This window comes from Bacillus sp. MT(2024) (genome assembly GCF_036362845.1).
GTDB classification, from domain to species: domain Bacteria; phylum Bacillota; class Bacilli; order Bacillales; family Bacillaceae; genus Bacillus; species Bacillus velezensis.
The window spans coordinates 1,818,005-1,839,120 of sequence record NZ_CP143632.1 but is presented as its reverse complement, the minus strand read 5'-3'; the positions used below and the strand labels follow the sequence as shown (position 1 = coordinate 1,839,120).

Annotated in this window: 28 protein-coding genes; 9 read left to right on the top strand and 19 right to left on the bottom strand. The window is 44.2% G+C overall.

The genetic code is table 11. The features are described from left to right. The 4 genes from VP472_RS09020 to VP472_RS09005 form a co-directional block, all read right to left on the bottom strand. Positions 1-636: a bifunctional 2-keto-4-hydroxyglutarate aldolase/2-keto-3-deoxy-6-phosphogluconate aldolase gene (locus tag VP472_RS09020; RefSeq protein ID WP_076851242.1), complete on the bottom strand. Its 636-nt coding sequence runs from the start codon at positions 634-636 to the stop codon at positions 1-3. Positions 637-649: 13 nt separating this feature from the next. Beyond that, positions 650-1,669 carry a zinc-binding alcohol dehydrogenase family protein gene (locus tag VP472_RS09015; RefSeq protein ID WP_102422672.1) on the bottom strand — a complete coding sequence of 340 codons (1,020 nt, stop codon included), beginning with the start codon at positions 1,667-1,669 and terminating at the stop codon, positions 650-652. A gap of 29 nt (positions 1,670-1,698) precedes the next feature. After that, a complete protein-coding gene (locus VP472_RS09010; protein WP_057080740.1) occupies positions 1,699-2,655 on the bottom strand; it encodes a sugar kinase in 957 nt (318 codons plus the stop codon). Between the two features lie 203 nt (positions 2,656-2,858). Continuing rightward, positions 2,859-4,277, bottom strand: a complete 1,419-nt coding sequence (locus VP472_RS09005; RefSeq protein ID WP_071391774.1) for an alanine/glycine:cation symporter family protein — start codon at positions 4,275-4,277, stop codon at positions 2,859-2,861. 376 nt (positions 4,278-4,653) lie between these two features. On the opposite strand from VP472_RS09005, the gene VP472_RS09000 reads away from it, so the two are divergent. Continuing rightward, positions 4,654-5,007, top strand: coding sequence for a hypothetical protein (locus VP472_RS09000; RefSeq protein WP_003153956.1), 354 nt, complete (start codon positions 4,654-4,656; stop codon positions 5,005-5,007). A gap of 24 nt (positions 5,008-5,031) precedes the next feature. After that, positions 5,032-5,157 carry a hypothetical protein gene (locus tag VP472_RS08995; protein ID WP_003153957.1) on the top strand — a complete coding sequence of 42 codons (126 nt, stop codon included), beginning with the start codon at positions 5,032-5,034 and terminating at the stop codon, positions 5,155-5,157. Positions 5,158-5,208: 51 nt separating this feature from the next. On the opposite strand, the gene parC is transcribed toward VP472_RS08995, so the two are convergent. The 3 genes from parC to VP472_RS08980 form a co-directional block, all read right to left on the bottom strand. Next, a complete protein-coding gene (gene parC / locus VP472_RS08990; protein ID WP_077722388.1) occupies positions 5,209-7,632 on the bottom strand; it encodes a DNA topoisomerase IV subunit A in 2,424 nt (807 codons plus the stop codon). 2 nt (positions 7,633-7,634) lie between these two features. Continuing rightward, positions 7,635-9,602, bottom strand: coding sequence for a DNA topoisomerase IV subunit B (parE, locus tag VP472_RS08985; protein ID WP_014305073.1), 1,968 nt, complete (start codon positions 9,600-9,602; stop codon positions 7,635-7,637). 424 nt (positions 9,603-10,026) lie between these two features. After that, a complete protein-coding gene (locus VP472_RS08980; RefSeq protein ID WP_007410316.1) occupies positions 10,027-10,434 on the bottom strand; it encodes a CoA-binding protein in 408 nt (135 codons plus the stop codon). A 151-nt stretch (positions 10,435-10,585) separates the two neighbouring features. Here VP472_RS08980 and plsY point away from each other — a divergent pair, with 151 nt between their 5' ends. Further along, positions 10,586-11,167 (top strand): glycerol-3-phosphate 1-O-acyltransferase PlsY, encoded by a 582-nt coding sequence (gene plsY, locus VP472_RS08975; protein WP_065180807.1) that lies wholly within the window; start codon positions 10,586-10,588, stop codon positions 11,165-11,167. An 88-nt stretch (positions 11,168-11,255) separates the two neighbouring features. Continuing rightward, positions 11,256-11,543 (top strand): HesB/YadR/YfhF family protein, encoded by a 288-nt coding sequence (locus VP472_RS08970; RefSeq protein WP_007410318.1) that lies wholly within the window; start codon positions 11,256-11,258, stop codon positions 11,541-11,543. A gap of 31 nt (positions 11,544-11,574) precedes the next feature. On the opposite strand, the gene VP472_RS08965 is transcribed toward VP472_RS08970, so the two are convergent. From VP472_RS08965 to acnA, 7 genes are all read right to left on the bottom strand, one after another. Then, the gene (locus VP472_RS08965; protein ID WP_003153968.1) at positions 11,575-11,874 is read right to left on the bottom strand and encodes a hypothetical protein; all 300 of its coding nucleotides are present in this window, start codon (positions 11,872-11,874) and stop codon (positions 11,575-11,577) included. Between the two features lie 15 nt (positions 11,875-11,889). Then, entirely contained in the window at positions 11,890-12,306 is a 417-nt protein-coding gene (locus tag VP472_RS08960) for a YbgC/FadM family acyl-CoA thioesterase (protein ID WP_146276851.1), read from the bottom strand. Between the two features lie 86 nt (positions 12,307-12,392). Then, the gene (gene tlp / locus VP472_RS08955; protein WP_003153975.1) at positions 12,393-12,635 is read right to left on the bottom strand and encodes a small acid-soluble spore protein Tlp; all 243 of its coding nucleotides are present in this window, start codon (positions 12,633-12,635) and stop codon (positions 12,393-12,395) included. Between the two features lie 24 nt (positions 12,636-12,659). Further along, a complete protein-coding gene (locus tag VP472_RS08950; RefSeq protein ID WP_003153977.1) occupies positions 12,660-12,806 on the bottom strand; it encodes an acid-soluble spore protein N in 147 nt (48 codons plus the stop codon). A 63-nt stretch (positions 12,807-12,869) separates the two neighbouring features. Then, positions 12,870-12,995 (bottom strand): FbpB family small basic protein, encoded by a 126-nt coding sequence (locus VP472_RS08945; RefSeq protein ID WP_012117651.1) that lies wholly within the window; start codon positions 12,993-12,995, stop codon positions 12,870-12,872. Between the two features lie 78 nt (positions 12,996-13,073). Further along, positions 13,074-13,583: a TlpA family protein disulfide reductase gene (locus VP472_RS08940; protein WP_003153980.1), complete on the bottom strand. Its 510-nt coding sequence runs from the start codon at positions 13,581-13,583 to the stop codon at positions 13,074-13,076. A 61-nt stretch (positions 13,584-13,644) separates the two neighbouring features. Then, positions 13,645-16,371 carry an aconitate hydratase AcnA gene (gene acnA, locus VP472_RS08935; RefSeq protein ID WP_146276849.1) on the bottom strand — a complete coding sequence of 909 codons (2,727 nt, stop codon included), beginning with the start codon at positions 16,369-16,371 and terminating at the stop codon, positions 13,645-13,647. 231 nt (positions 16,372-16,602) lie between these two features. Here acnA and sspO point away from each other — a divergent pair, with 231 nt between their 5' ends. From sspO to VP472_RS08915, 4 genes are all read left to right on the top strand, one after another. Then, a complete protein-coding gene (gene sspO / locus VP472_RS08930; protein WP_003153982.1) occupies positions 16,603-16,749 on the top strand; it encodes an acid-soluble spore protein SspO in 147 nt (48 codons plus the stop codon). A 29-nt stretch (positions 16,750-16,778) separates the two neighbouring features. After that, complete coding sequence (locus VP472_RS08925; protein WP_003153984.1) at positions 16,779-16,925, top strand: small acid-soluble spore protein P; 147 nt, start codon at positions 16,779-16,781, stop codon at positions 16,923-16,925. A gap of 94 nt (positions 16,926-17,019) precedes the next feature. Continuing rightward, positions 17,020-17,391, top strand: a complete 372-nt coding sequence (locus tag VP472_RS08920) for an Hsp20/alpha crystallin family protein (RefSeq protein WP_146276848.1) — start codon at positions 17,020-17,022, stop codon at positions 17,389-17,391. A gap of 233 nt (positions 17,392-17,624) precedes the next feature. Beyond that, entirely contained in the window at positions 17,625-18,053 is a 429-nt protein-coding gene (locus VP472_RS08915; protein ID WP_003153987.1) for a DUF2621 domain-containing protein, read from the top strand. Positions 18,054-18,080: 27 nt separating this feature from the next. Here VP472_RS08915 and VP472_RS08910 read toward each other — a convergent pair whose 3' ends face one another. The 3 genes from VP472_RS08910 to VP472_RS08900 form a co-directional block, all read right to left on the bottom strand. Further along, entirely contained in the window at positions 18,081-18,572 is a 492-nt protein-coding gene (locus VP472_RS08910) for a CcdC family protein (protein WP_088005392.1), read from the bottom strand. Between the two features lie 79 nt (positions 18,573-18,651). Beyond that, entirely contained in the window at positions 18,652-19,014 is a 363-nt protein-coding gene (locus tag VP472_RS08905) for a response regulator (protein WP_007410327.1), read from the bottom strand. An 84-nt stretch (positions 19,015-19,098) separates the two neighbouring features. Beyond that, positions 19,099-19,806, bottom strand: a complete 708-nt coding sequence (locus tag VP472_RS08900; protein WP_088056486.1) for a cytochrome c biogenesis protein CcdA — start codon at positions 19,804-19,806, stop codon at positions 19,099-19,101. A gap of 201 nt (positions 19,807-20,007) precedes the next feature. On the opposite strand from VP472_RS08900, the gene VP472_RS08895 reads away from it, so the two are divergent. After that, positions 20,008-20,181: an aspartyl-phosphate phosphatase Spo0E family protein gene (locus VP472_RS08895; protein ID WP_012117647.1), complete on the top strand. Its 174-nt coding sequence runs from the start codon at positions 20,008-20,010 to the stop codon at positions 20,179-20,181. Between the two features lie 73 nt (positions 20,182-20,254). On the opposite strand, the gene VP472_RS08890 is transcribed toward VP472_RS08895, so the two are convergent. After that, positions 20,255-20,473 (bottom strand): YneF family protein, encoded by a 219-nt coding sequence (locus tag VP472_RS08890; RefSeq protein ID WP_003153994.1) that lies wholly within the window; start codon positions 20,471-20,473, stop codon positions 20,255-20,257. Between the two features lie 85 nt (positions 20,474-20,558). Further along, the gene (gene sirA, locus VP472_RS08885) at positions 20,559-21,005 is read right to left on the bottom strand and encodes a sporulation inhibitor of replication protein SirA (protein WP_003153995.1); all 447 of its coding nucleotides are present in this window, start codon (positions 21,003-21,005) and stop codon (positions 20,559-20,561) included. Positions 21,006-21,116 lie beyond the last annotated feature (111 nt).

Below are 21,116 nucleotides of genomic sequence, written 5' to 3'. Positions count from 1 at the left end.
TTACACCCCCGTATATTCGTTTTTTCGGCAGACGTATTCTTTGCTGAGGGATACGGCAGCTTCATAGCCGCCCTTTTGATATGCTTTTATCAAGTCACTTCCCACTCCGACCGCGACCGCTCCGGCAGAAAGCCAGTCATTCATGCTGTTTAATGAGATACCCCCGGTCGGCATAATGCGGACATTCGGCAGAGGGCCATTGACCGACTTGATAAATGAGGGATTAAACGAATTAGCGGGGAACAGCTTTACCACATCACATCCGGCTTCGAGCGCCAAAGCCATATCAGACACGCTCATGCATCCCGGAAGATACGGTACGCTGTACTGGTTGCATAGAGATGCTATCTCTTTTACAAAATGAGAGCTGACGATAAATGAGGCGCCTGATAAAATGGCGTGTCTCGCTGTTTCGGTATCCATTACAGAACCGGCTCCAAGAAGAATATCTTGATGCCGGAGTTCCTTAAAGACATCTTCCACTTCAGGAGTTGTGTATGTAAGCTCAATGGCGCTGATACCTCCTGAAATGGCCGCTTTTGAAACTTCAAGCGCCTCTTGGCTGTTTTGTCCCCTTATGACAGCCACCACTTGTGCATGCAGAAGTTTTTCGTAAATGGCGTACTTAGGCAGCATTCTCGCTCCTCCTTTAATCAAACGTAATGATTGCTTTTCCCACCTTGCCCGGGTGCTGTTCGATCAACTGAAATGCTTGATGGACGTCATCTGCTGAAAATGTATGTGTAATAAGACCGCCGTGCGTTAACAGGCCTTTATTCAGTAAGTCTGTAATGTACGGAAACTGATTCGTCTGCAATCTTGAACCGGTGATCGTGACTTCCTTTTTTGTGATCGGAAGCTGAGAAATGCCGGCAGTCCTCTCATCAAAACCTAGCACAACCACATGACCGGCCGGAGACACCGCGTCAATGGACGTTTCAAACGTTGAGGGGAGACAGACAGCATCAATGACGACATTGGCGCCTTCATTTTTTGTCCATTCGTTCACCCGCAAAACGGGATCTTCTTTTTGCGCGTTGACAGTAACGTCCGCACCGTTTTTTTCAGCGAATGCTAAGCGTTCATCATTCAAGTCGGTTATCATGACGGAAGCGCCTTTGAACTTTGCCATTTTTAATATGCAGATTCCGATTGGCCCCGCTCCTTGAATCAAAACGGTATCTTCCTTCTCGACGCTGCCTCTCCAAACGGCCTGGGCGCCGATCGTATATGGTTCTGCCATGACCGCCTCCTCCCAGGGCAGATCGGGCGAAACGGCATACAGCTGCTTTTCCGGAAGCACGATATATTCCCGCATCCCGCCATCTTCATGAACGCCGAACACCGAAAGCGCTTTGCAGACGTTCGGACGTCCTTTCCGGCAGGCATAGCATGTTCCGCAATAAGATATCGGTTCAATCACTACCCGGTCACCCGGCTTGAAACGCCGGACATGAGAACCGGTCTTTGCGACTTCCCCTGTGACTTCATGTCCGATTACTCTCGGCAGGGACGCTAACGGATTTGTCCCATGATAAATATGCAAATCTGATCCGCAAATTCCGACCCGCTTCACCTTGACAAGAACATCATCCGCGTGGAGAACTGACGGTTTCTCACATTCGGTCACCATCAGATCAAATGCTTTCCGTACTTGAACCGCTTTCATTTTTTCACCCGCTTTTTAAGTTGTGCTTGCTACCGTTCAATCACAGTCTCTTTGTTTACGAATGACAGAACCTCTTCTAGGCAGGGAAGCCCTTCATTGTCACCGGAAACTGTGGTGACGAGCGCACCGACTGCATTTGCAAACTCCAGACGTTTTTCCGGTTCAAAACCATGCAGATAACTGTACAGGTAGCCGGCATTAAAGCCGTCACCCGCTCCTACCGTGTCGACAGGCGCAACCGGGAAAGCCTCTTTGTGAACCCACTTATGATCATGATACAGCGCAGAACCTGCTTCACCGTCTTTTATGACAAGCTGACTGATTGAATAGCTCTCTGCAAACCGGGCTAATGCTTCATTTTCTCCTATACCTGTCAGCTGTTTCATTTCGTCCCGGCCCGCCAGAAGAATATCAGTATGCGGAAAGATTTGATGAAATGCCGCACGCGCCTCCTCAATCGTCCACAGCTTCAGCCTGATATTCGGATCAAAAGATACGGGAATCTTTCTTGCTTTGGCGATGGAAAGCACCCTTTCAGCAATTTCAAGGTTTTTCTTATCAAGCGCGAGGAACACACCGGTAAGATGAACGATGTGAATGCCGTCAAACATATTCTCTGTTATATCTTCCGGTGCAAGAGTCAGAATTGGTGAATTGAAACGATAATAAAACGTCTTGCCTGAACCGTCATTTCTGATCTCTTTGACATTTAAAGATGTAGGAAAGCCTTCAACAAAGGAGACGTCAGTCACATCAATTCCTTCTCCTTTGGCAAACTGATAAATCACTCTGCCGAACTCATCCTTCCCCAGTCTGCTGACCCACTTTGAGTGCAGGTTCAATCTGGCGCATGCAATCGCAAAATTCAGTTCAGCTCCTCCTGCTTTTCGTTCAAAATGGGTAACAAAACGCAAAGGTCCTGTGCTTGCGGGATTTAAGGTGATCATCGCATCACCGATCGTAAAAATGCCATAATCAGAAGCCACATCAATACTCCTTTCCTTTAAGACTAAATCGGTTTGGTAAACCGGTTTAGTTAAACTTTATATGAAAGCCCTTACATACACAAGAGAAAAATACAATAAATTCAAAAAAATCTGTTTTCAGTAAAAGTAACCCGGTTTTTCACATAAAAAACCCCTCACAACAAAATGTAAGGGGTTTTTTTGAAAATTGTATGCATGTTTCCTCAGTTAGCAGTCTTACGTTCAGGGCTTGTACCTTCTTCTTCCGCCCATGTTTCAATATGCTGGAGCTCCGGGGTATTCTCGGCTTTGAATACAGGATCAAGACCTTTTTTGCGCTGAGCGGCATAATCCTTATAGATCTTGTAGGCTACATTACTCAGCAGTAAGATTGCCACTAAGTTAATGAGAGCCAAGAGTCCCATAAACAAGTTTGCCATGTCCCAGACGATCTGGAAGTCAGCCAAACATCCGTATACCACCATCACTACGACGAATACGCGGTAAATATTAAGCCAAGTTTTGCTTGTTTTAATAAATTCGATATTCGTTTCACCATAGTAATAGTTGCCGACGACTGAGCTGAATGCGAATAAAAACATCGCAATCGCAATAAATGTCGGCGCCCATCCGCCGAGATGGTGCTGCAGTGCGGCTTGCGTCACTTGGATGCCGTCGCCTTTAGGCGTAAAGCTGTACAATAAAATGATAAAAGCAGTCGATGTACAAACGATAAACGTATCAAAGAACACGCCGAGGGTCTGAATTAATCCCTGCTTAGCCGGATGCGACACATGTGCAGCTGCTGCGGCATTCGGCGCGCTTCCCATTCCCGCTTCGTTTGAAAACAGGCCGCGCTGCGCTCCGATAATAATGATGCTTCCTAAGCTTCCGCCGACGATCTGCTCAAAACCGAACGCATTTTTCACAATCGTAACAAGCAGCTCAGGTACCGCCGAGATATTTACAATCACGACATACAGCGCGATCAGGATATACATTCCCGCCATAACCGGAACGATTAATTGCGAGACGGAAACAACACGCTTCAGACCGCCGAATATAATGAAAGCCGTTAATACAGCTAAAATGATAGCGATAACTGTTTTATTCACATGGAATGCTTCGTCAAACGCCACAGAAATCGTATTTGACTGCACGGCGTTAAAGATAAGTCCGAAAGAAACGGTAATCAATACGGCGAATAAAATACCGAGCCAGCGGGCGCCCAGACCCTTTGCCATGTAATATGCCGGACCGCCGCGGAATTCGTCACCGGAACGCACTTTATACAGCTGCGCCAAAGTGCTTTCCACAAAGCTGGAAGCCATACCGACAATCGCTACGATCCACATCCAAAATACTGCGCCGGGACCGCCTGTTGCAATCGCCAGCGCGACGCCGGTCAAGTTTCCGGTTCCGACACGAGAAGCGGCTGAGATAAAGAATGCCTGCATTGAAGACACTCCTTTATTTCCTTGCGGCTTCTCCCCGACGATTCTGAACATTTCAAAAAAGTACTGGAATTGAATAAAGCGAAAACGGAACGTAAAGTACAATCCGATCCCGACTAAAATATAAACAAGATACTTCCAAATAAAATCATTTGGAACATTTATGATTTCACTGATGAAAGCCTCCATGTTTAACCTCCCTTTTACATATCTTTTACTGTCATTTTTGCTGCATATGTTAGATCTTTTAACACAACGGGTATTATTATATCACAACAACAGTGGTTGAGAAGTTTTTTTAAGAAAATGTTTCGGTTTCTTCATCACATCTTTTGCTGTCATGCCCCGTTTTTTATCTTACAGCCCGAAAAATGTTGTCACGTCATAAGGAATGCGTGCATATCATAACAAATAGGTCTTTAAGAAAAAAGAGATGAAAAGATGGATGGAATGGTATATACTTAACCAGGATAATAATTTTTTAAATTTAATAAATGTGTTTACTTTACATTTAAATTAGGGTATTATAATAAAAATATTCAGACTTATGAAGGGAGGAGAACATTTGAAAAAAATCTTGTTTTTAAAAGCTTCTATTTTATTTTTAGCGATTGCAAGCTTTCATTTGCTCTCCATTCCCCATGCGTTTGATACCGCTCATCATTTTAAAGCGGTAGCCGACCAGCAGGAAATGCACGAAATGAAGGCCGGCCAAAATGCTGATGATGAGAAAAAATCGCTGACGGGCTCATATATCTTGACGGCGCTTTTTGCCGCTTCTGTCTCACTGATCGTGATATCAGACAGGAGACGCCCCGCTTCCCGGAGAAGACAGCGAAAGAAAAGCTTTTTAATCGCTAAATTTTATCAGTCCTCGTATTTCGATGAGCTTCATGTTCAACATCGCCTATCTATGTAACATAAAATGAGGAGGTTGTTAAACATGTTGTTTATCTTACGAATGGTGATTTTAGGGTTGTTTTCATTCACTGCATTGAATTTATTTGTATGGCAGGGAATCGAAGTCATTCACGCTATCACTGACTTATTCGGCAGCCATGAAAGCTAAATAGTAAAACCTCCGCTCAATGAGCGGAGGTTTTTTATTTTAATTTTACTCTCAAACATCGTATGCAGGGATACGCCATACATCTGTTACCGGCCCTGTCTCATCTTCATCGGTAAAGAAGGAGCCGTTGCTGTATCGGTCATTCGACCGCAAGGACTTCACGGCGATTTCGATTCTCTCGCCTTTTTCTGTTTCCGCAGCGATCATGTCGGCTAAAGCGCACGCGAATACGCCGACTGCCCGATGCGGGTTCTTTTTAAGCTCTCGCAGCATGATGACACCGCGTTTCGCCCTGGATGTTTTTTCGAATTCAGATAGGTTCATCCGTTTGATCGCTCCCCGCTGTGTGACAAGGACGAGCGAATCTGTTTCATGCAGAATTTGCCCTGATACGACGGTATCACCGTCTTTTAAATTTATGCCCTTTACGCCGGCCGCACGGGCACCGACTACATTTACTTCATCTTCACCGAACCATAAACCGTACCCGAGACGGGTGGCGATAAACAGCTGGCTGCCGCCGTCTGTGACATGAACATCAATCAGCTCATCATCCCCTTTGAGGTTAAGGGCAACAAGCGCTTTCGAGTAACGCTGCGCTTTGTAATGCGTCATTTCAGTTCTCTTCACCATACCGTTTTTCGTCATGAACAATAAATATGAAGATGGATCAAATTCTTTTACCGGTATAGCTTTCACGATGGTTTCATCACGGTCAATCGTGATGATGTTCGTTACGTGCTGCCCCATGTCTTTCCACCTGATATCGGGAAGCTGGTGAACCGGACAATAAACATAGCTTCCCTTATTGGTAAAGAGCAGAAGAACATCCGTTGTATTCATTTCGAATTGGTGAATCAGCCTGTCAGTATCCTTCATACCGAAATCCTGGCCGTTAGAAGCAGCAAATGACCGCTGGCTTGTTCGTTTTACATAGCCGTCTTTTGTGACTGTCACATATACGTCCTCAGAGGCAACCATGACTTCAAGGTTGATTTTAATTTCCTCAATCTTTTCTTCGATGACAGACCGTCTGCTGTCAGCATAGGTCTTTTTCAATTTTTTCAGGCTGCTTGTAATGACTTTTAACAGCTTTTTATCATGACTTAAAATGGCTTCGAGCTCCTGAATTTTCTTGCTGAGCTCTTCCGCTTCCTCTTTTAGCGCCGTAATATCCGTGTTTGTCAGACGATACAGCTGCAAGGATACGATCGCTTCGGCCTGCGGCTCCGTAAATGCGAATTTAGAAATTAAGTTTTGTTTCGCATCTTTCTTGTCGCTGCTTGCCCGGATGACCGCTATGACCTCATCTAACACAGACAGCGCCTTCATCAGTCCTTCAACGATGTGATGCCGCTCTTTTGCTTTTTGCAATTCAAAGACGGAGCGGTTTGTCACCACTTCCTTCTGATGGGAAATATACGCATCCAGGATGGCCGTAAGACTCATCAGCATCGGCCGGCGGTTATGTATGGCGACCATATTAAAGTTATATGTTGTCTGCAGATCAGTGTTTTTATATAAGAAATTCAGGATGCCTTTTGCATCGGCTTCTTTCTTTAACTCAACGACCACCCGGAGCCCTGTGCGGTCAGTTTCATCCCTGACTTCAGAAATGCCTTCGACTTTTTTGTCTATGCGGTATTCGTCCATTTTCTTAACGAGATTGGCTTTGTTTACTTCAAACGGAATTTCTGTAATGACGATTTGCTCCCGTCCGCCTCTTACGGATTCGACTTCAGCCTTGCCGCGGATAATAATTTTGCCTTTACCGGTTTCATAAGCCTTCCGAATGCCATCGACTCCTTGAATAATGCCTCCTGTCGGAAAGTCAGGCCCTTTAATCACCTGCATCAAGTCATCGACGGTGCAATCCGGAGATTCAATCCGTTTAATGACGGCATCAATGACCTCACCCAGATGATGAGGGGGAATATCAGTCGCATAGCCCGCTGAAATCCCGGTTGATCCGTTGACAAGCAAGTTAGGGAACATGGCGGGCAAAACAACCGGCTCTTTACTGGTGTCATCAAAGTTCGGAACGAATTCAACCGTATTTTTATCAATATCACGCAAAAGCTCTGACGCGATAGAAGATAATCTCGCTTCCGTATAACGCATGGCAGCCGGCGGATCACCGTCAATGCTTCCGTTATTGCCGTGCATCTCAATCAGCACATTCCGCACTTTCCAATCCTGGCTCATCCGCACCATCGCTTCATAAACGGAGCTGTCACCGTGCGGATGATAATTACCGATAACGTTTCCGACCGTTTTCGCCGCTTTACGGAAATTTTTATCGAATGTATTTCCGTCTGCGTGCATGGCGTATAAAATTCTCCGCTGCACCGGCTTTAAACCGTCACGAGCGTCGGGCAGCGCCCTGTCTTGAATAATGTATTTACTGTAGCGTCCGAAACGGTCGCCGATTACTTCTTCTAACGGTAAATCATGAAATAATTCTGGCTGTGCCACTATTAAACCTCCTCAGCGACCGACAAGTTTTCATTTTCCAAAATATTGCTTTCCTCATCTAATCCGAAGGCAACATTCTTTTCAATCCATTTTCTTCTCGGTTCTACTTTGTCTCCCATTAATGTCGTTACACGGCGCTCTACCCGTGCCGCATCGTCGATTTTGACTCTGACGAGCGTTCGCGATTCGGGATTCATCGTCGTTTCCCAGAGCTGGTCTGCGTTCATTTCTCCCAGTCCTTTATAGCGCTGGATGGTATACCCTTTGCCGACTTTCTTTAAAACGCCGTCCATTTCTTCGTCGGACCAAGCATATTCAATAATCTCTTTCTTGCCGCTTCCTTTGCTCACTTTGTAAAGAGGCGGAAGGGCGATGAAGACTTTTCCGTGCTCGATTAAAGGTTTCATATAGCGGTAGAAAAACGTTAACAGCAAGACTTGAATGTGCGCGCCGTCGGTATCCGCGTCCGTCATGATGATGATCTTGTCATAGTTGATGTCGTCTATATCAAAATCTGCGCCGACACCGCCGCCGATCGCATGAATAATCGTATTGATTTCTTCATTTTTGAAGATGTCTGCAAGCTTTGCTTTCTCTGTATTGATGACCTTTCCGCGAAGGGGCAGCACGGCTTGGAATTTCCGGTCTCTTCCCTGTTTTGCAGAACCTCCCGCAGAGTCTCCCTCCACAAGATACAATTCATTCTTCGCCGGATTTCTGGAACCGGCCGGTGTAAGTTTTCCGCTCAGCGTCGCTTCTGATTTTTTGCGCTTTTTGCCGCTTCTCGCTTCTTCTCTCGCTTTACGGGCCGCTTCACGGGCCTGACTTGCTTTAATCGCTTTTTTGACAAGCAGGGTTGCCGTATCGCGGTTTTCTTCCAAGAAATAAGCAAGATTCTCAGAAATGACGGCATCCGCGGCGGATCTCGCCTCACTTGTGCCGAGCTTCCCTTTCGTCTGGCCTTCAAATTGCAGCAGTTCCTCCGGGATACGCACGGAAATGATTGCGGACAAACCTTCCCTGATATCGGCGCCTTCAAGGTTCTTGTCTTTCTCTTTTAAAAGGGCGACCTTTCGCGCATACTCGTTAAACGCTCTTGTCATTGCCGTTTTGGCTCCTGATTCGTGGGTGCCGCCGTCCTTTGTTCTGACGTTATTAACGAATGACAGCATATTTTCTGAATACCCGTCATTAAACTGAAACGCGAAATCGACTTCAATATCATGATGCTCGCCTTCAAAGGAAACGACTTCGCATAAAGCGTCTTTTTCCTCGTTTAAATAAGCGACAAATGCTTCAATTCCGTTCTCATAATAAAATACTTCTTTTACGCCGTTCCGTTCATCAATTAATTCTATTTTCAAACCTTTTAACAAGAAAGCCGATTCGCGCAGACGTTCTGACAGCGTGTCAAAATTATAAACCGTTGCGCTGAACATTGACGGATCAGGTTTAAAATGGGTAAGCGTTCCCGTTTTTTTGGTCGTTCCGATTTTTTCAAGTGAAGTCACGGGCTTGCCGCCGTTTTCAAACCGCTGTTTATAAACATATCCGTCACGCTCAATAGTAACTGTCAGCCACTCCGATAATGCGTTTACGACAGATGCGCCGACACCATGCAGACCGCCGCTTGTTTTATAGCCGCCCTGTCCGAATTTCCCCCCGGCATGCAGCACGGTGAAAATAACTTCCGGCGTCGGCTTTCCGAGCTTATGCATCCCGGTCGGCATTCCGCGTCCTCTGTCCTGTACAGAGATGCTGTTGTCCTTATGTATCGTTACGATAATATGATCTCCGTAGCCGGCAAGAACTTCATCGACGGAATTGTCGACGATCTCATATACCAGATGGTGCAGGCCGCGTGCGTCCGTCGAACCGATGTACATTCCCGGTCGTTTTCTGACGGCTTCCAGGCCTTCAAGCACCTGTATGGCATCTTCGTTGTAATCAAATTGCTGTTTTCTAGCCAAACGTACAAACCCCTTTCAAAAAACCTGCTCTTAATCATTCTCTTTTTTAAATGTTTTCATGTCTTTGTTTTTCAGTATGCGCAAGCTTCGGTCCAATTCTCCTCGGACTCACAATTATAACCAATATGCTTGATTTCGCAACATATTTAAGCGAATGGCTCGTTTTTTTAGGCCGCAAGACATACATTCGAACGGCTTTTCATCTTTTTGGTGCCCTTTTCGGCAGATAAGAACATGAGTTCGCTTTCTATTATATAGCTTTATGCCGGCCATCGCAAACAGACTGCAAACCCCTGTATAAAGGGGTTTCTAAAAAAGCTGTTCATGCTTTATTGTATCTGTTTCATCATCATACGCAAAGAGTATTCTTTCAATAAAAAAGCAAAAACCCCTGATTTGCCAAGGATTTTTGCCTTTTTTGTTCCTATTTTATAACAGCGCGGGCGACTTTTATACATAAATCCATAACAGCCGTCCGTCCTTTGTCTGTAATCATGCGATACGCTTCTTCATTTGCAAGGCCCTGCTGCGCCCAAAAAACGGGAGCGTCCGTCTGTAAAAATTCTTCAGCAACGCCGGGAAGCTGCTCAGAGCGTCTGAACACATTCACGATATCAATCGGCCCCTCCACGTCTTTTAATGAAGCAACGGCTTTAACGCCAAGCGCCTCATCAATCGTTGGGTTGACGGGAATAATTTCATACCCTTCATCCTGCATCGCTTTGGAAACCATGTAAGAAGTCCGGTCGGGACGGTCTGACAGCCCGACGACTGCGATCCGTTTGCTCCGGTCCAGAATTTCTTTAATCTCTGATTTTGAAGGATTTTGCATCTTTACCATCTCCTTTTGATATATTGTACATGACCGCTTCGCCGGAATCAAAAAAAGCGCTTTGTCAGCTTAATTCTCAAAAAACTTGTCATCAGACGGTAACAACTCGTGTTAAAATAGAGTGAAGGGACATTGAAAAGGAGAAATGTAGATGTTGATTGCTTTATTGATTATTTTGGCCTATGTAATAGGCAGCATCCCGTCAGGTTTAGTCGTAGGCAAACTTGCGAAAGGGATCGATATTAGAGAACACGGAAGCGGCAATTTGGGCGCTACAAATGCTTTTCGCACGCTTGGCGTTAAAGCGGGATCTGTCGTCGTCGCAGCCGATATTTTAAAAGGCACCCTGGCCGCAGCGCTCCCATATTTACTGCACGTCCCCATTCATCCTCTTCTCGCAGGGGTGGCAGCAGTGATCGGCCATGTATTCCCGGTGTTCGCAAAGTTTAAAGGAGGCAAAGCCGTAGCCACATCAGGGGGCGTCCTGCTGTTTTATGCTCCGCTGTTATTCGTTACGATGGTTGCAGTATTTTTCGTATTTTTATTCCTTACGAAATTTGTTTCTCTGTCTTCAATGTTAACAGGGATTTATACGATTATTTACTGTCTGTTTGTAAAAGACCCTTATTTATTAATCGTAGTGACGCTCTTGACCGCGTTTGTTATCTACAGACACAGGGCAAACATCAAACGGATTATAAACAAAACAGAACCGAAGATCAAATGGTTTTGATGAAACTTCAATTTTGACATCAAAATGCCATATGCGTTTATAATAGAGATAATTTCTTTATATGAGAAACAAAAAGGGAGTGTTCCGGATGAACATGAAAGTAACGAAAGGCGCGCTGGATTGGTACAAAGAAGAGCTCGATCTGGAAACAGGCGACCATGTCCGTTTCTTTGTCCGTTACGGGGGATGCAGCAACGTTCAGAAAGGCTTTTCTCTCGGCATTTTAAAAGACCGGCCGATGAACATCGGCACCAGCACGGAAGTTGAAGGCATTACCTTTTTTATTGAAGAAAGCGACTTATGGTACTTTGATAATCACGATTTGTCAGTCACATATTCAGATCAGGCAGAAGAGCCGGTATTTGATTACGTGTAAAAAAAAGAACGCAGCGGATGCGTTCTTTTTTTTACAGCCTGAACCTTTTGAGATGATCAGTCAGACGTTCTTTTTCTAATATGCTTCTTTGCGTTTCTCCGAGCAGGTCAAAGTGGGGAAATTCATTTTTATGGTGAATCCACTCCGGCTTCAGCCCGTACTCCGCTCCCCATCTGATCAGTTTATTGAGATCGCTTGAACCGGCCTTCGTCACGGTCTTAGCCTCCGGAAAGCGGTCGTCCAGCCAGTAATGCGTTAAAAAAGCGATTTTCCCTTCCGATACATCCCGCTTCCATCTTTCCAGTTCCTTACGCGTAATTCCAAATGCCATAACTGCAGCCGCTCCTTATTTTTTTGCCTTTTCGTAAGTGGCATGCCAATCAGGAAAAGCCTTGCGAAACTGAATCGGTTTGAAGCTCTCTTTATCAACGCATATATGAGAGGATGTCGCTTTGATGGCAAGTTCTTGATCCGGATTATAGATGTGGTAGCCGTAAACGGTTTTAAATCCGTTATATTCTTCAATCCAAGTATGTACGACAGCCGTTTCTCCGTAGCGGAGCGGCTTTTTATAAGAAATGCTGATATCCAATACAGGGGACAGCACTCCTCTATCTTCCATATCTTTGTAAAGGAATCCGAGTTCCTTAATCAGCGCCGTTCTGCCGACCTCCATCCAGACTAAGTAATTGGCATGATAGACGATGCCCATTTGATCTGTTTCCGCATAACGCACTTCTATTTCTTTTTTTGACACATGCAACGTTCTCTGCTCCCTTTTTATCAGATTAGCCCCATTTTATCACAACGAGCCTGAAAGAGAAAAAAACCAGGTTTCCCTGGTTTTTATTATGATTGATAGCCGTTTTCTCTTGCAGCCGATTCATCCTGAATTTCACTGCGGAACGATTCAATGCTTTCATTGCGTCTGGCATTCTTTTCTTGAATGCGCTGTTTTTCCTCATCTGTCGCAAATTCCATTGATTCTTTCGCTTCTTCTATATTTTCAATTGTATTCTGCACCATATCCTGCAGCTTTTCAACGTTATCGGAACGGTCATCCGGATTCGGTTTTTGATCATTGTTTGTCATAATGTCTGCTCTCCTTTGATGATGTTATTCGCCTTTCGTCTGCATGACAATCGGATGTCCGTTTGACTTGTCATGAAACTTTTCCCCTTTATTGCGTTTATATTTAACGGGTTTTGTCCCTAAGTGGCTCGGAGCGTATTGCGGCTGGCCGTCTTTCTTGTTTATGCCCATGTTCATCCCTCCTTAAGAGTATATTTTGCAAAAGGAGGTGTAAACATGACTGCAAATTAAAGGTTATTTTTGTTTGAACCGCTGCTCCAGCTTTTCTTCAAGCTGATTCAAATATTCCGTATTGGTCATCAGCTCACGTTTATTTTCCATAACCAATTCATGAAAAGAACGTTTTCGCATTTTTTTCAATCTTCTCACCTCCGTGTTTTCATTCATTTTTTCCAATTTTTCAAAACCTAAGCCCTTTACAATAAAAAAACTGAACCTCTATTTGAGATCCAGTTTTTCTTTCATTTCTTTTTTTGTCATCGTGCCTACGCGAATGTGCTGAATGGTTCCTTTTTCGTCTAATATGTATGTTGTCGGATAAGAAAGCACGTTGAAATCCCCGTTAATTCCGCTTTTGTCAATCAGAATAGGAAAGGTCAGCTGATAATGATCAGCAAATGATTTCACAGCCTGTATATTTTTTTCAGAGGATGTAAAATTAACGGCTGCTACCGCAATATCAGGATATTCTTTCTGCAGCTCCTGCATATCGGGCATTTCCATTCTGCACGGCTTGCACCACGTCGCCCAGAAATTGAGGAGCACTTTTTTTCCTTTATAATCAGAAAGGGAGATACTTTTTCCTGACAATGTATCAAGTGTAAAGTCAGGGGCTTTCATCCCTTCTTCTGTCCCTTCTTTCGGACTTTTTTGCACAGAATAAATATTCCAGCCCGCATACACTAACAACCCGATAAGTAACATTCCGCCCAGCCATTTCGCAAGCATCTTAAGGCCTCCCGCATAAAAAGAGAGAAAGCAGACTGCTTTCTCTCCTTTGTTCATTCTGCTACTGTTTCATTTTATCGCGAAGCACCATTTGTAAAATGCCGCCGTGGCGATAGTAATCAATTTCCACTTCACTGTCAAAACGGACAACGACTTCAAACGTTTTTACCGTACCGTCTTCACTGATTGCTCTGACAGTCAGCAAGTCGCGCGGACGTACAGATTCATCAACATCCACCTCAATGACTTCCTTACCGGTTAAGCCGAGTGTATCCGCGTTTTCACCCTGTTTGAACTGGAGCGGCAGCACACCCATGAAGACGAGGTTGCTTCTGTGAATTCTTTCAAAGCTTTCGGCAATAACTGTTCTGATGCCGAGCAGGTTTGTTCCTTTTGCAGCCCAGTCACGTGAAGAGCCCATTCCGTAATCTTTTCCGGCCAGGACAACAAGACCCGTTTTATCTTCTTTATACCGCATGCAGGCATCATAAATAGATGTCACTTCCCCGGTAGGCCAATGTGTTGTGTAGCCACCTTCTGTACCCGGTGCGATTTGGTTTTTAATGCGGATATTGGCGAATGTTCCTCTCATCATGACTTCATGGTTTCCGCGGCGTGAGCCGTAAGAGTTAAAGTCACGAGGAGAAACGCCTTTTTCCTGCAGGTATTTGCCCGCCGGTGTGTCTTTTCCGATCGCTCCGGCCGGAGAAATGTGGTCAGTCGTCACGGAATCGCCGAATTTGCCGACAACGCGAAGTCCTCTTAAAGGCTCAACTTTTCCCGGCTCTACAGACATTTCCTCAAAGAACGGCGGGTTTTGAATGTAAGTGGAATCCTGGTCCCACTTATACAGCGCTTCATCCGTCGTTTCGATTTCGTTCCAGCGCTGGTTGTCATCAAATACCGTTTCATACTCTTTGCGGAATAATTCCGGCGTAACAGTCTGTTTGACGAGAGAATTGATTTCATCCATGGACGGCCAGATGTCATCGAAATAAACATTTTGTCCGTCATTTCCGACACCGATCGGATCCGTTTTCAGGTTGATGTTTACAGTTCCTGCCAACGCGTATGCGACAACAAGCGGCGGTGACGCAAGGTAGTTTCCTTTGACAAGCGGATGGATCCGGCCTTCAAAGTTTCTGTTACCCGACAGGACAGAAGTGATCAGGAGATCATTTTTAGCAACCGCTTCTTCAATCTCTGGAGAAAGCGGGCCGGAGTTCCCGATACATGTCGTACAGCCATACCCTACAAGGTTAAAGCCGAGCTCCTTCATGTAAGGAAGCAGGCCTGAGTTGACTAAGTATCCAGTAACAACCTTAGACCCCGGTGCAAGTGAAGTTTTCACATAATTCGGCACTTTCAATCCTAATTCTACCGCTTTTTTGGCTACCAATCCGGCACCGATTAATACATAAGGGTTTGATGTATTCGTACAGCTTGTAATAGCAGCGATTGCAATCGCCCCTGTTTTCATAACCGCATCTTCACCGCTGTTAAGTTTAAATGAAATTTCTTTGTTCTCTTCAGCAGCATCCGCTCCGAACCCTTGGTTTCCGGCCGGGCTGACAAGATGTTTTTTAAACGTTTCCTGCATAACGGAAAGCGGGATTAAATCCTGCGGACGTTTCGGGCCTGAAAGGTTCGCTTCGATTTTAGACAGATCAATTTCCACAACGTCTGTAAAAATCGGCTCTTCCGCGTCAGGCGTATAGAATAAACCGTTGCTGCGGCAGTATGCTTCCACAACATCGATCTGCTCTTCTTCACGGCCGGTCAGACGCAGGTAAGAAAGTGCTTCCTCGTCAACCGGGAAGAATCCGCAAGTCGCTCCGTATTCCGGCGCCATATTGGCAATAGTCGCCCGATCCGCAAGCGGAAGCTCAGCAACACCAGGACCGAAGAATTCAACAAATTTATTGACTACGCCTTTTTCACGCAGCACTTGAGTGACTTTCAGCGCCAAGTCAGTCGCCGTCGTTCCGTTAGGCAATTTCCCGACAAGTTTCGCGCCGATGACCTCAGGAACAGGGAAATATGAAGGCTGGCCGAGCATTCCCGCTTCCGCCTCAATCCCGCCGACACCCCAGCCGAGAACGCCGATTCCGTTAATCATTGTTGTATGGGAATCAGTTCCCACCAAAGTATCAGGATAGGTCACAAGTTCTCCGTCTTCCTCTTTCGTATGGACAACACTTGCCAAAAACTCAAGGTTTACCTGGTGAACGATACCTGTTGCAGGCGGAACGGCCTGATAATTGTTAAACGCTTTCTTTGCCCAGCTTAAAAATTTATAACGTTCTGCATTTCTTTCGAATTCTAAGTCCATATTAATGGCTAACGCGTCTTCCGTACCGGCTTTGTCGACTTGTACGGAGTGGTCAATGACCAGGTCAACCGGAATTTCAGGATTGATTTTATCAGGGTCTCCGCCGACAGAGGCCATGGCTTTTCTTAAAGATGCCAGGTCAACTACGGCCGGAACGCCGGTAAAGTCCTGTAGAATAACCCGTGACGGTTTAAACGGCACATCGATATCTTTTAATTCAGCAGTACCCCATCTTGCCAAATTTTCAACATGTTCTTTTGTAATGACGCGTCCGTCTACCTGACGCAAAACGGATTCCAAAAGAACCTTAATAGAATAAGGAAGTTTTGAAACATTGCCGACCCCTGCGTCTTCCAATGCTTTTAATGAATAGTAGTTGTATGTTTTCCCATTTGAAGAAAATGTTTTTCTTGCTTGGAAAACGTCTTGTGTTGCGACTTTTTGCTGATTTGTCATTCTCCAAAATCCCCCTTCAATGATCAAGATCGTTCTTTAGATGAATGTTCACATTCCATCACAATTTTCTCACAATTTCATCTTAGTATAAAATCATACATAAGTAAATATCAATGTTTTTATTAAATACAATAAGATCGTCTTATCAGTATGATTTTCGGTAAATTTTGTCCGATTTTCCGCCTCATACAACGGGCTGTAAAGAGCCATATTAATGTTGAGGTGATGATCATGGTAAAACGGAAAGCCAATCATGTAATTAACGGCATGAATGATGCGAAAAGCCAAGGCAAAGGCGCGGGTTATATAGAAAATGACCAGCTCGTCCTGACGGAAGAAGAACGGCAGAACAATAAAAAAAGAAAAACAAACCAATAGCCGGAACACCTTAAAAAGGAGGCTTTAACATGACAAATAAAAACACAAGTAAAGATATGCATAAAAATGCTCCGAAGGGCCATAACCCCGGCCAGCCGGAACCGCTGAGCGGAAGCAAAAAAGTGAAAAACCGCAACCATACAAGACAAAAACATAATACAAGCCACGATATGTAAAACAGACCCCGGTGTCTGTTTTTTTGTGCCATTCACCCATTTAAAGCTTCTGCATACGTTATAGCAAGGCTTTTTAATATGGAGGAATGCTTCCATGAATCACTCAAAAAACGCTGAAGAATTTGATGATACGGAAGAATGGCTGCGGCAGTTTTACGATGACCCGTATGCTTGGTATGACGAGACGCTGCCGATCGATCTATATGAAACAAGCCGTCAATATATCATTGAAGCCGACCTGACGGCGCTGAAGCAGGTGCAGGCGATCACCGTCACTCTTTCGGGAAATGAGTTTATGCTCTCTGTTAAAACGCTTGAACGGACATTAAACAAACAAATGGTGCTTCCTTTTTATCTGAATGACAAACATATTTTCACTGATTTCACCAACCATATTCTGACCGTCTCCATGAACAAGGAGCCAAATGAGACTCCTGCCTCTTTTTCCTTTCAATTTCCTCTATAACATAAAAAAGCCGCTTTCATCCCTCAATGGAAGCGGCTTTTTTGTCCGGTCATATCAGTCATATACCCTAAAAGTGAATCTCCCATGGCCAAATAGCAGAATCACTATACGATAGAATATGTTCTAGCAACCGGAATGACTGGACATCTATCATTTTTTCTATTCTTTTTTTCATGTGTTCTTCTATTCTGTCTTCGTTTACAATATGGTTAAAGTAAGGAGGAGATAGAACAATGCTAGAAGGCTGGTTTATGTGGTTTATTTTATTTTGGGTCATCGTGATGATCGGATTGCTGTCTATCGGCGGGTTTTTTATGTTTCGAAAATTTTTAAAACGCTTACCGAAAGAAGACGGCCGGTCAGAACTGGATTGGCAGGACTATTATATTGAAAAAAGCAGGCACTTATGGAATGCGGGTGACAAGGCGTTTTTGGATGAATTGGTCGCTCCCGTGCCGGAGCTCTTTCGGGATGTAGCCAAAGCGAAAATCGCCGGAAAAATCGGTGAACTTTCCTTAGCGGAGGAAGCTGAACAAATAAACCGTGATTTAATCATCAGGGGTTACATACTCGCCACTCCTAAGCGTGATCATCAATTTTTAAAAAAGCATCTTCGCGAAAAACAGATTGATCTTACTCCTTATCAAGCCCTGCTCAAATAAAAAACCTTTCCGGCGGACGGAAAGGTTTTAATTCATCTGAATATCAGCGGTCTTCAGTTCATTAGAAAGTTTGCGGTAAGACATAAACATCGCGATGCGCCACGGGACAATCATTCCGAAAGCCAGAATCCAAAACATTCCGCTTAAAGCTCCGTAATCAATCGTCGTGCTCAAAATAGATTTCATAGCGATTCTGATAACCAGCAAACCAATCAGGATAAACACAAACGCTTTTGACCGTTTTAAATAGATTTCATTATTTTTAATCTCAAATTTAGATGTTTTAATCAGAAAAATAGAGAAGATCACGCCCAGCGTAATGGCCTCCAAAAATTCTTCGCCCGTCACTCTGAAAATCGGAAAAAGGAACATAAGCGCTCCCGTACTCATGAAAATCGGCGGGAGAATTATTTTTTTAGGTGAAGCGGGCTTGTCGGAGGCTTTAATCCTGACGATCATCACGGAAATTGCCATGGCCGCTGCAATAACGGATGAAATTATAATCATCATCTTTATCATTCCTTTGCTTGCACGGAGTTTGATACTATATACTATACTCCAAAAACATAAAAAAAACCAATTTGAAAAGAGAACACGTTTACGTTCCCGTTACCCGGCCTACGGCCTCCAGCACTTTAGATGCTTCAAACGGTTTAACGATAAAGTCTTTAGCGCCTAATTCAATCGCTTCCAGAACGATCCGCTGCTGCCGCATGGCGGTGCACATGATGATCCGGGCTTTCGGGTCAAAAGCTAAAATATCCTGCAGCGCCTGTATACCGTTTTTGACCGGCATGGTAATATCCATTGTCACCAGGTCGGGACGGATTTTTTGATATACTGCCAGGGCTTCCTCGCCGTCAGCCGCTTCCCCGGCCACTGTGTAATTTGCCGATTCCAGAATCTCTCTGATTTTCACCCTCATGAACTTGGCGTCATCTACAACTAAAACTCGTGTCATATTCCCCTCCACATATTTAACATTAACTAGTCTTATTGTACCAAAAACGAAAGGGTATATAATAGTTCAAAAGTTATTAATCCGTTACAGACCCGTAAATCCTCCGAAAAGATTTGACAGAACGATCAGAATGTAGCTCATCCAGTTAAAAAACAGCATAACTCCGATCAGAATCATAAGAATGCCGCCGATTTTCATGATAAGCAGCTGATGCTTGCGAATCCAATTCATTCTGGTAATAAAAAATGAAAGAACAAGAAAAGGAATCGCAAAACCGAGAACATATAAAAACATATACGGCACTGCTGAAGAAGGATTTGTATTTGCCAGCGAAAACACGGCTCCTAAAATAGGCCCGCTGCACGGCGACCATCCGGCTGCAAACGCAAGACCGATCAGAACCGAACCGATAAACCCCTCCGGACGGCGCTTAAAGTGAATGCGCCGCTCTTTCATCATGAATTTCGGCTGAAACACACCGGCAGTAATCAGCCCGAAAAGGATCAGCATGATAGCGCCAAACTGGCGGATCGCTTCATGATATTGGGTAAAAAAACTGCCGATAAACGAAGTTCCATATCCCAATGCGATAAAAATCACGGAGAAACCAAGCAAAAAACAAAGTGTATGCACGAGGCCGCGCTTTTGCAGCATCACCTTTTCTGTTTTCACCTCGTCCATACTGACACCAGTTATGTAAGATAAAAAGGCGGGGTACAGCGGCAGACAGCATGGAGAAATGAAAGACAGAAATCCGGCCCCAAACGTCAGAAAGTAATTAAAACTCACGATGACACACTCCCTTCGAGTTATGACAAAATCATTTCATTTTTTTAACACTTTCCCGAGAAGGATTACTTTTTATAGAAAAAGCTTATATAATTTAATTTGACATCGAGATATTATACTCCTTCTTATTTGAAAAACAGTATAAATGTGGATATAATAATAGCGACTCAGGTGAAAGATTTATGTATGAAAGGATATATCCCTGTGATTAGAGAGCATCTATTAAATGAAATTGAAAAAAAACGGGCAGAGCTGCTTAAAATCGTCATGACAAACGGAATGACATCAAACATTACGATAGAACTCAGCCAGGAGCTTGACCACCTTCTCATACAATACCAAAAAGAACTGCACACCGGCAGTTGGGGTGAAACATGACGCCAAAATAAAAAACCCTCTCCGGGTTTTTTATTTTTATAACCATGTATCTCTATATCATAATCTGTACGTATTATTTCGCTTGATTATTCATGGCTTTCATCATTTGATTAATTTTCTTTTGAGAAGGTTTCATTCCCATTTGCATCATCATCATGCGTAACATTTGTTCATTAATAGGCGGATTCTTTTTCAAATAGCTCATCATATATTTACGAGCAATAAAAAACCCGAGTGCAACACCTATGAGCAATGCGACAACGCCCACTAGGATGCCAACCCATAAAGTCATTTTATTTCCTCCTTCATGTTGTCTAGTTTAAAGTGTACTAAACCAAAGGCTATTATACAACATTTACATCTCTTTTTCCTCGTTTTTAGACAAAATTTCTTTCTCTGACCGGATTTAACCACCCGTAGCGCCGTGTCTTGAAATCCATTGCAAGAAAACAGGGGCTGATTTTACGCAGAATCTCAAAGAAAATCGTTTCCGCCTCATAATCTCCCGAAGCCGCAATCTCAATTAAACTGTCTTTCATCATGAAGGTGGCGCGGCCCTTTTCTCCGGGCAGTGTAAGCCGGTAAATGGAATCCAAACGGCTGTAACTCATTCGGTTTAAATGCAGCTGGAGCCGCTGATGCATATGTATCACCGGAATCGGTTCCGTTATATATTGAACTTGCTTTTCTGTCATTTGATATTCCTGGGGTGTCAGATCTGTCCAATGATAGTCTCGAAACAACTCAAACATAGCCGTTTCCCGCCCGAAGTAGTGGTTCGCAAACTCATCCTTTATCAGGTGCGTATAGTAATGACGTTCCATTTCCTCATCCCCTTTTAGAGCGCTTCGTTATTGCTTTCTATTATACAAAAGGAGAAAAGAAAGAATTGTCTATTACTGTTACGCCGCCCCTTCTATTTTTGTCGCATAAAC

Bases quoted from the DNA above. Each gene is read 5' to 3' on its own strand.
- VP472_RS09020 (WP_076851242.1), bottom strand. From the start codon at position 636: ATGCTGCCTAAGTACGCCATTTACGAAAAACTTCTGCATGCACAAGTG.
- VP472_RS09015 (WP_102422672.1), bottom strand. From the start codon at position 1,669: ATGAAAGCGGTTCAAGTACGGAAAGCATTTGATCTGATGGTGACCGAA.
- VP472_RS09005 (WP_071391774.1), bottom strand. From the start codon at position 4,277: ATGGAGGCTTTCATCAGTGAAATCATAAATGTTCCAAATGATTTTATT.
- VP472_RS08995 (WP_003153957.1), top strand. From the start codon at position 5,032: ATGTTGTTTATCTTACGAATGGTGATTTTAGGGTTGTTTTCATTCACT.
- VP472_RS08980 (WP_007410316.1), bottom strand. From the start codon at position 10,434: ATGCAAAATCCTTCAAAATCAGAGATTAAAGAAATTCTGGACCGGAGC.
- plsY (WP_065180807.1), top strand. From the start codon at position 10,586: ATGTTGATTGCTTTATTGATTATTTTGGCCTATGTAATAGGCAGCATC.
- VP472_RS08970 (WP_007410318.1), top strand. From the start codon at position 11,256: ATGAACATGAAAGTAACGAAAGGCGCGCTGGATTGGTACAAAGAAGAG.
- VP472_RS08965 (WP_003153968.1), bottom strand. From the start codon at position 11,874: ATGGCATTTGGAATTACGCGTAAGGAACTGGAAAGATGGAAGCGGGAT.
- tlp (WP_003153975.1), bottom strand. From the start codon at position 12,635: ATGACAAACAATGATCAAAAACCGAATCCGGATGACCGTTCCGATAAC.
- VP472_RS08950 (WP_003153977.1), bottom strand. From the start codon at position 12,806: ATGGGCATAAACAAGAAAGACGGCCAGCCGCAATACGCTCCGAGCCAC.
- VP472_RS08940 (WP_003153980.1), bottom strand. From the start codon at position 13,583: ATGCTTGCGAAATGGCTGGGCGGAATGTTACTTATCGGGTTGTTAGTG.
- acnA (WP_146276849.1), bottom strand. From the start codon at position 16,371: ATGACAAATCAGCAAAAAGTCGCAACACAAGACGTTTTCCAAGCAAGA.
- sspO (WP_003153982.1), top strand. From the start codon at position 16,603: ATGGTAAAACGGAAAGCCAATCATGTAATTAACGGCATGAATGATGCG.
- VP472_RS08925 (WP_003153984.1), top strand. From the start codon at position 16,779: ATGACAAATAAAAACACAAGTAAAGATATGCATAAAAATGCTCCGAAG.
- VP472_RS08920 (WP_146276848.1), top strand. From the start codon at position 17,020: ATGAATCACTCAAAAAACGCTGAAGAATTTGATGATACGGAAGAATGG.
- VP472_RS08915 (WP_003153987.1), top strand. From the start codon at position 17,625: ATGCTAGAAGGCTGGTTTATGTGGTTTATTTTATTTTGGGTCATCGTG.
- VP472_RS08910 (WP_088005392.1), bottom strand. From the start codon at position 18,572: ATGATAAAGATGATGATTATAATTTCATCCGTTATTGCAGCGGCCATG.
- VP472_RS08905 (WP_007410327.1), bottom strand. From the start codon at position 19,014: ATGACACGAGTTTTAGTTGTAGATGACGCCAAGTTCATGAGGGTGAAA.
- VP472_RS08890 (WP_003153994.1), bottom strand. From the start codon at position 20,473: ATGACTTTATGGGTTGGCATCCTAGTGGGCGTTGTCGCATTGCTCATA.
- sirA (WP_003153995.1), bottom strand. From the start codon at position 21,005: ATGGAACGTCATTACTATACGCACCTGATAAAGGATGAGTTTGCGAAC.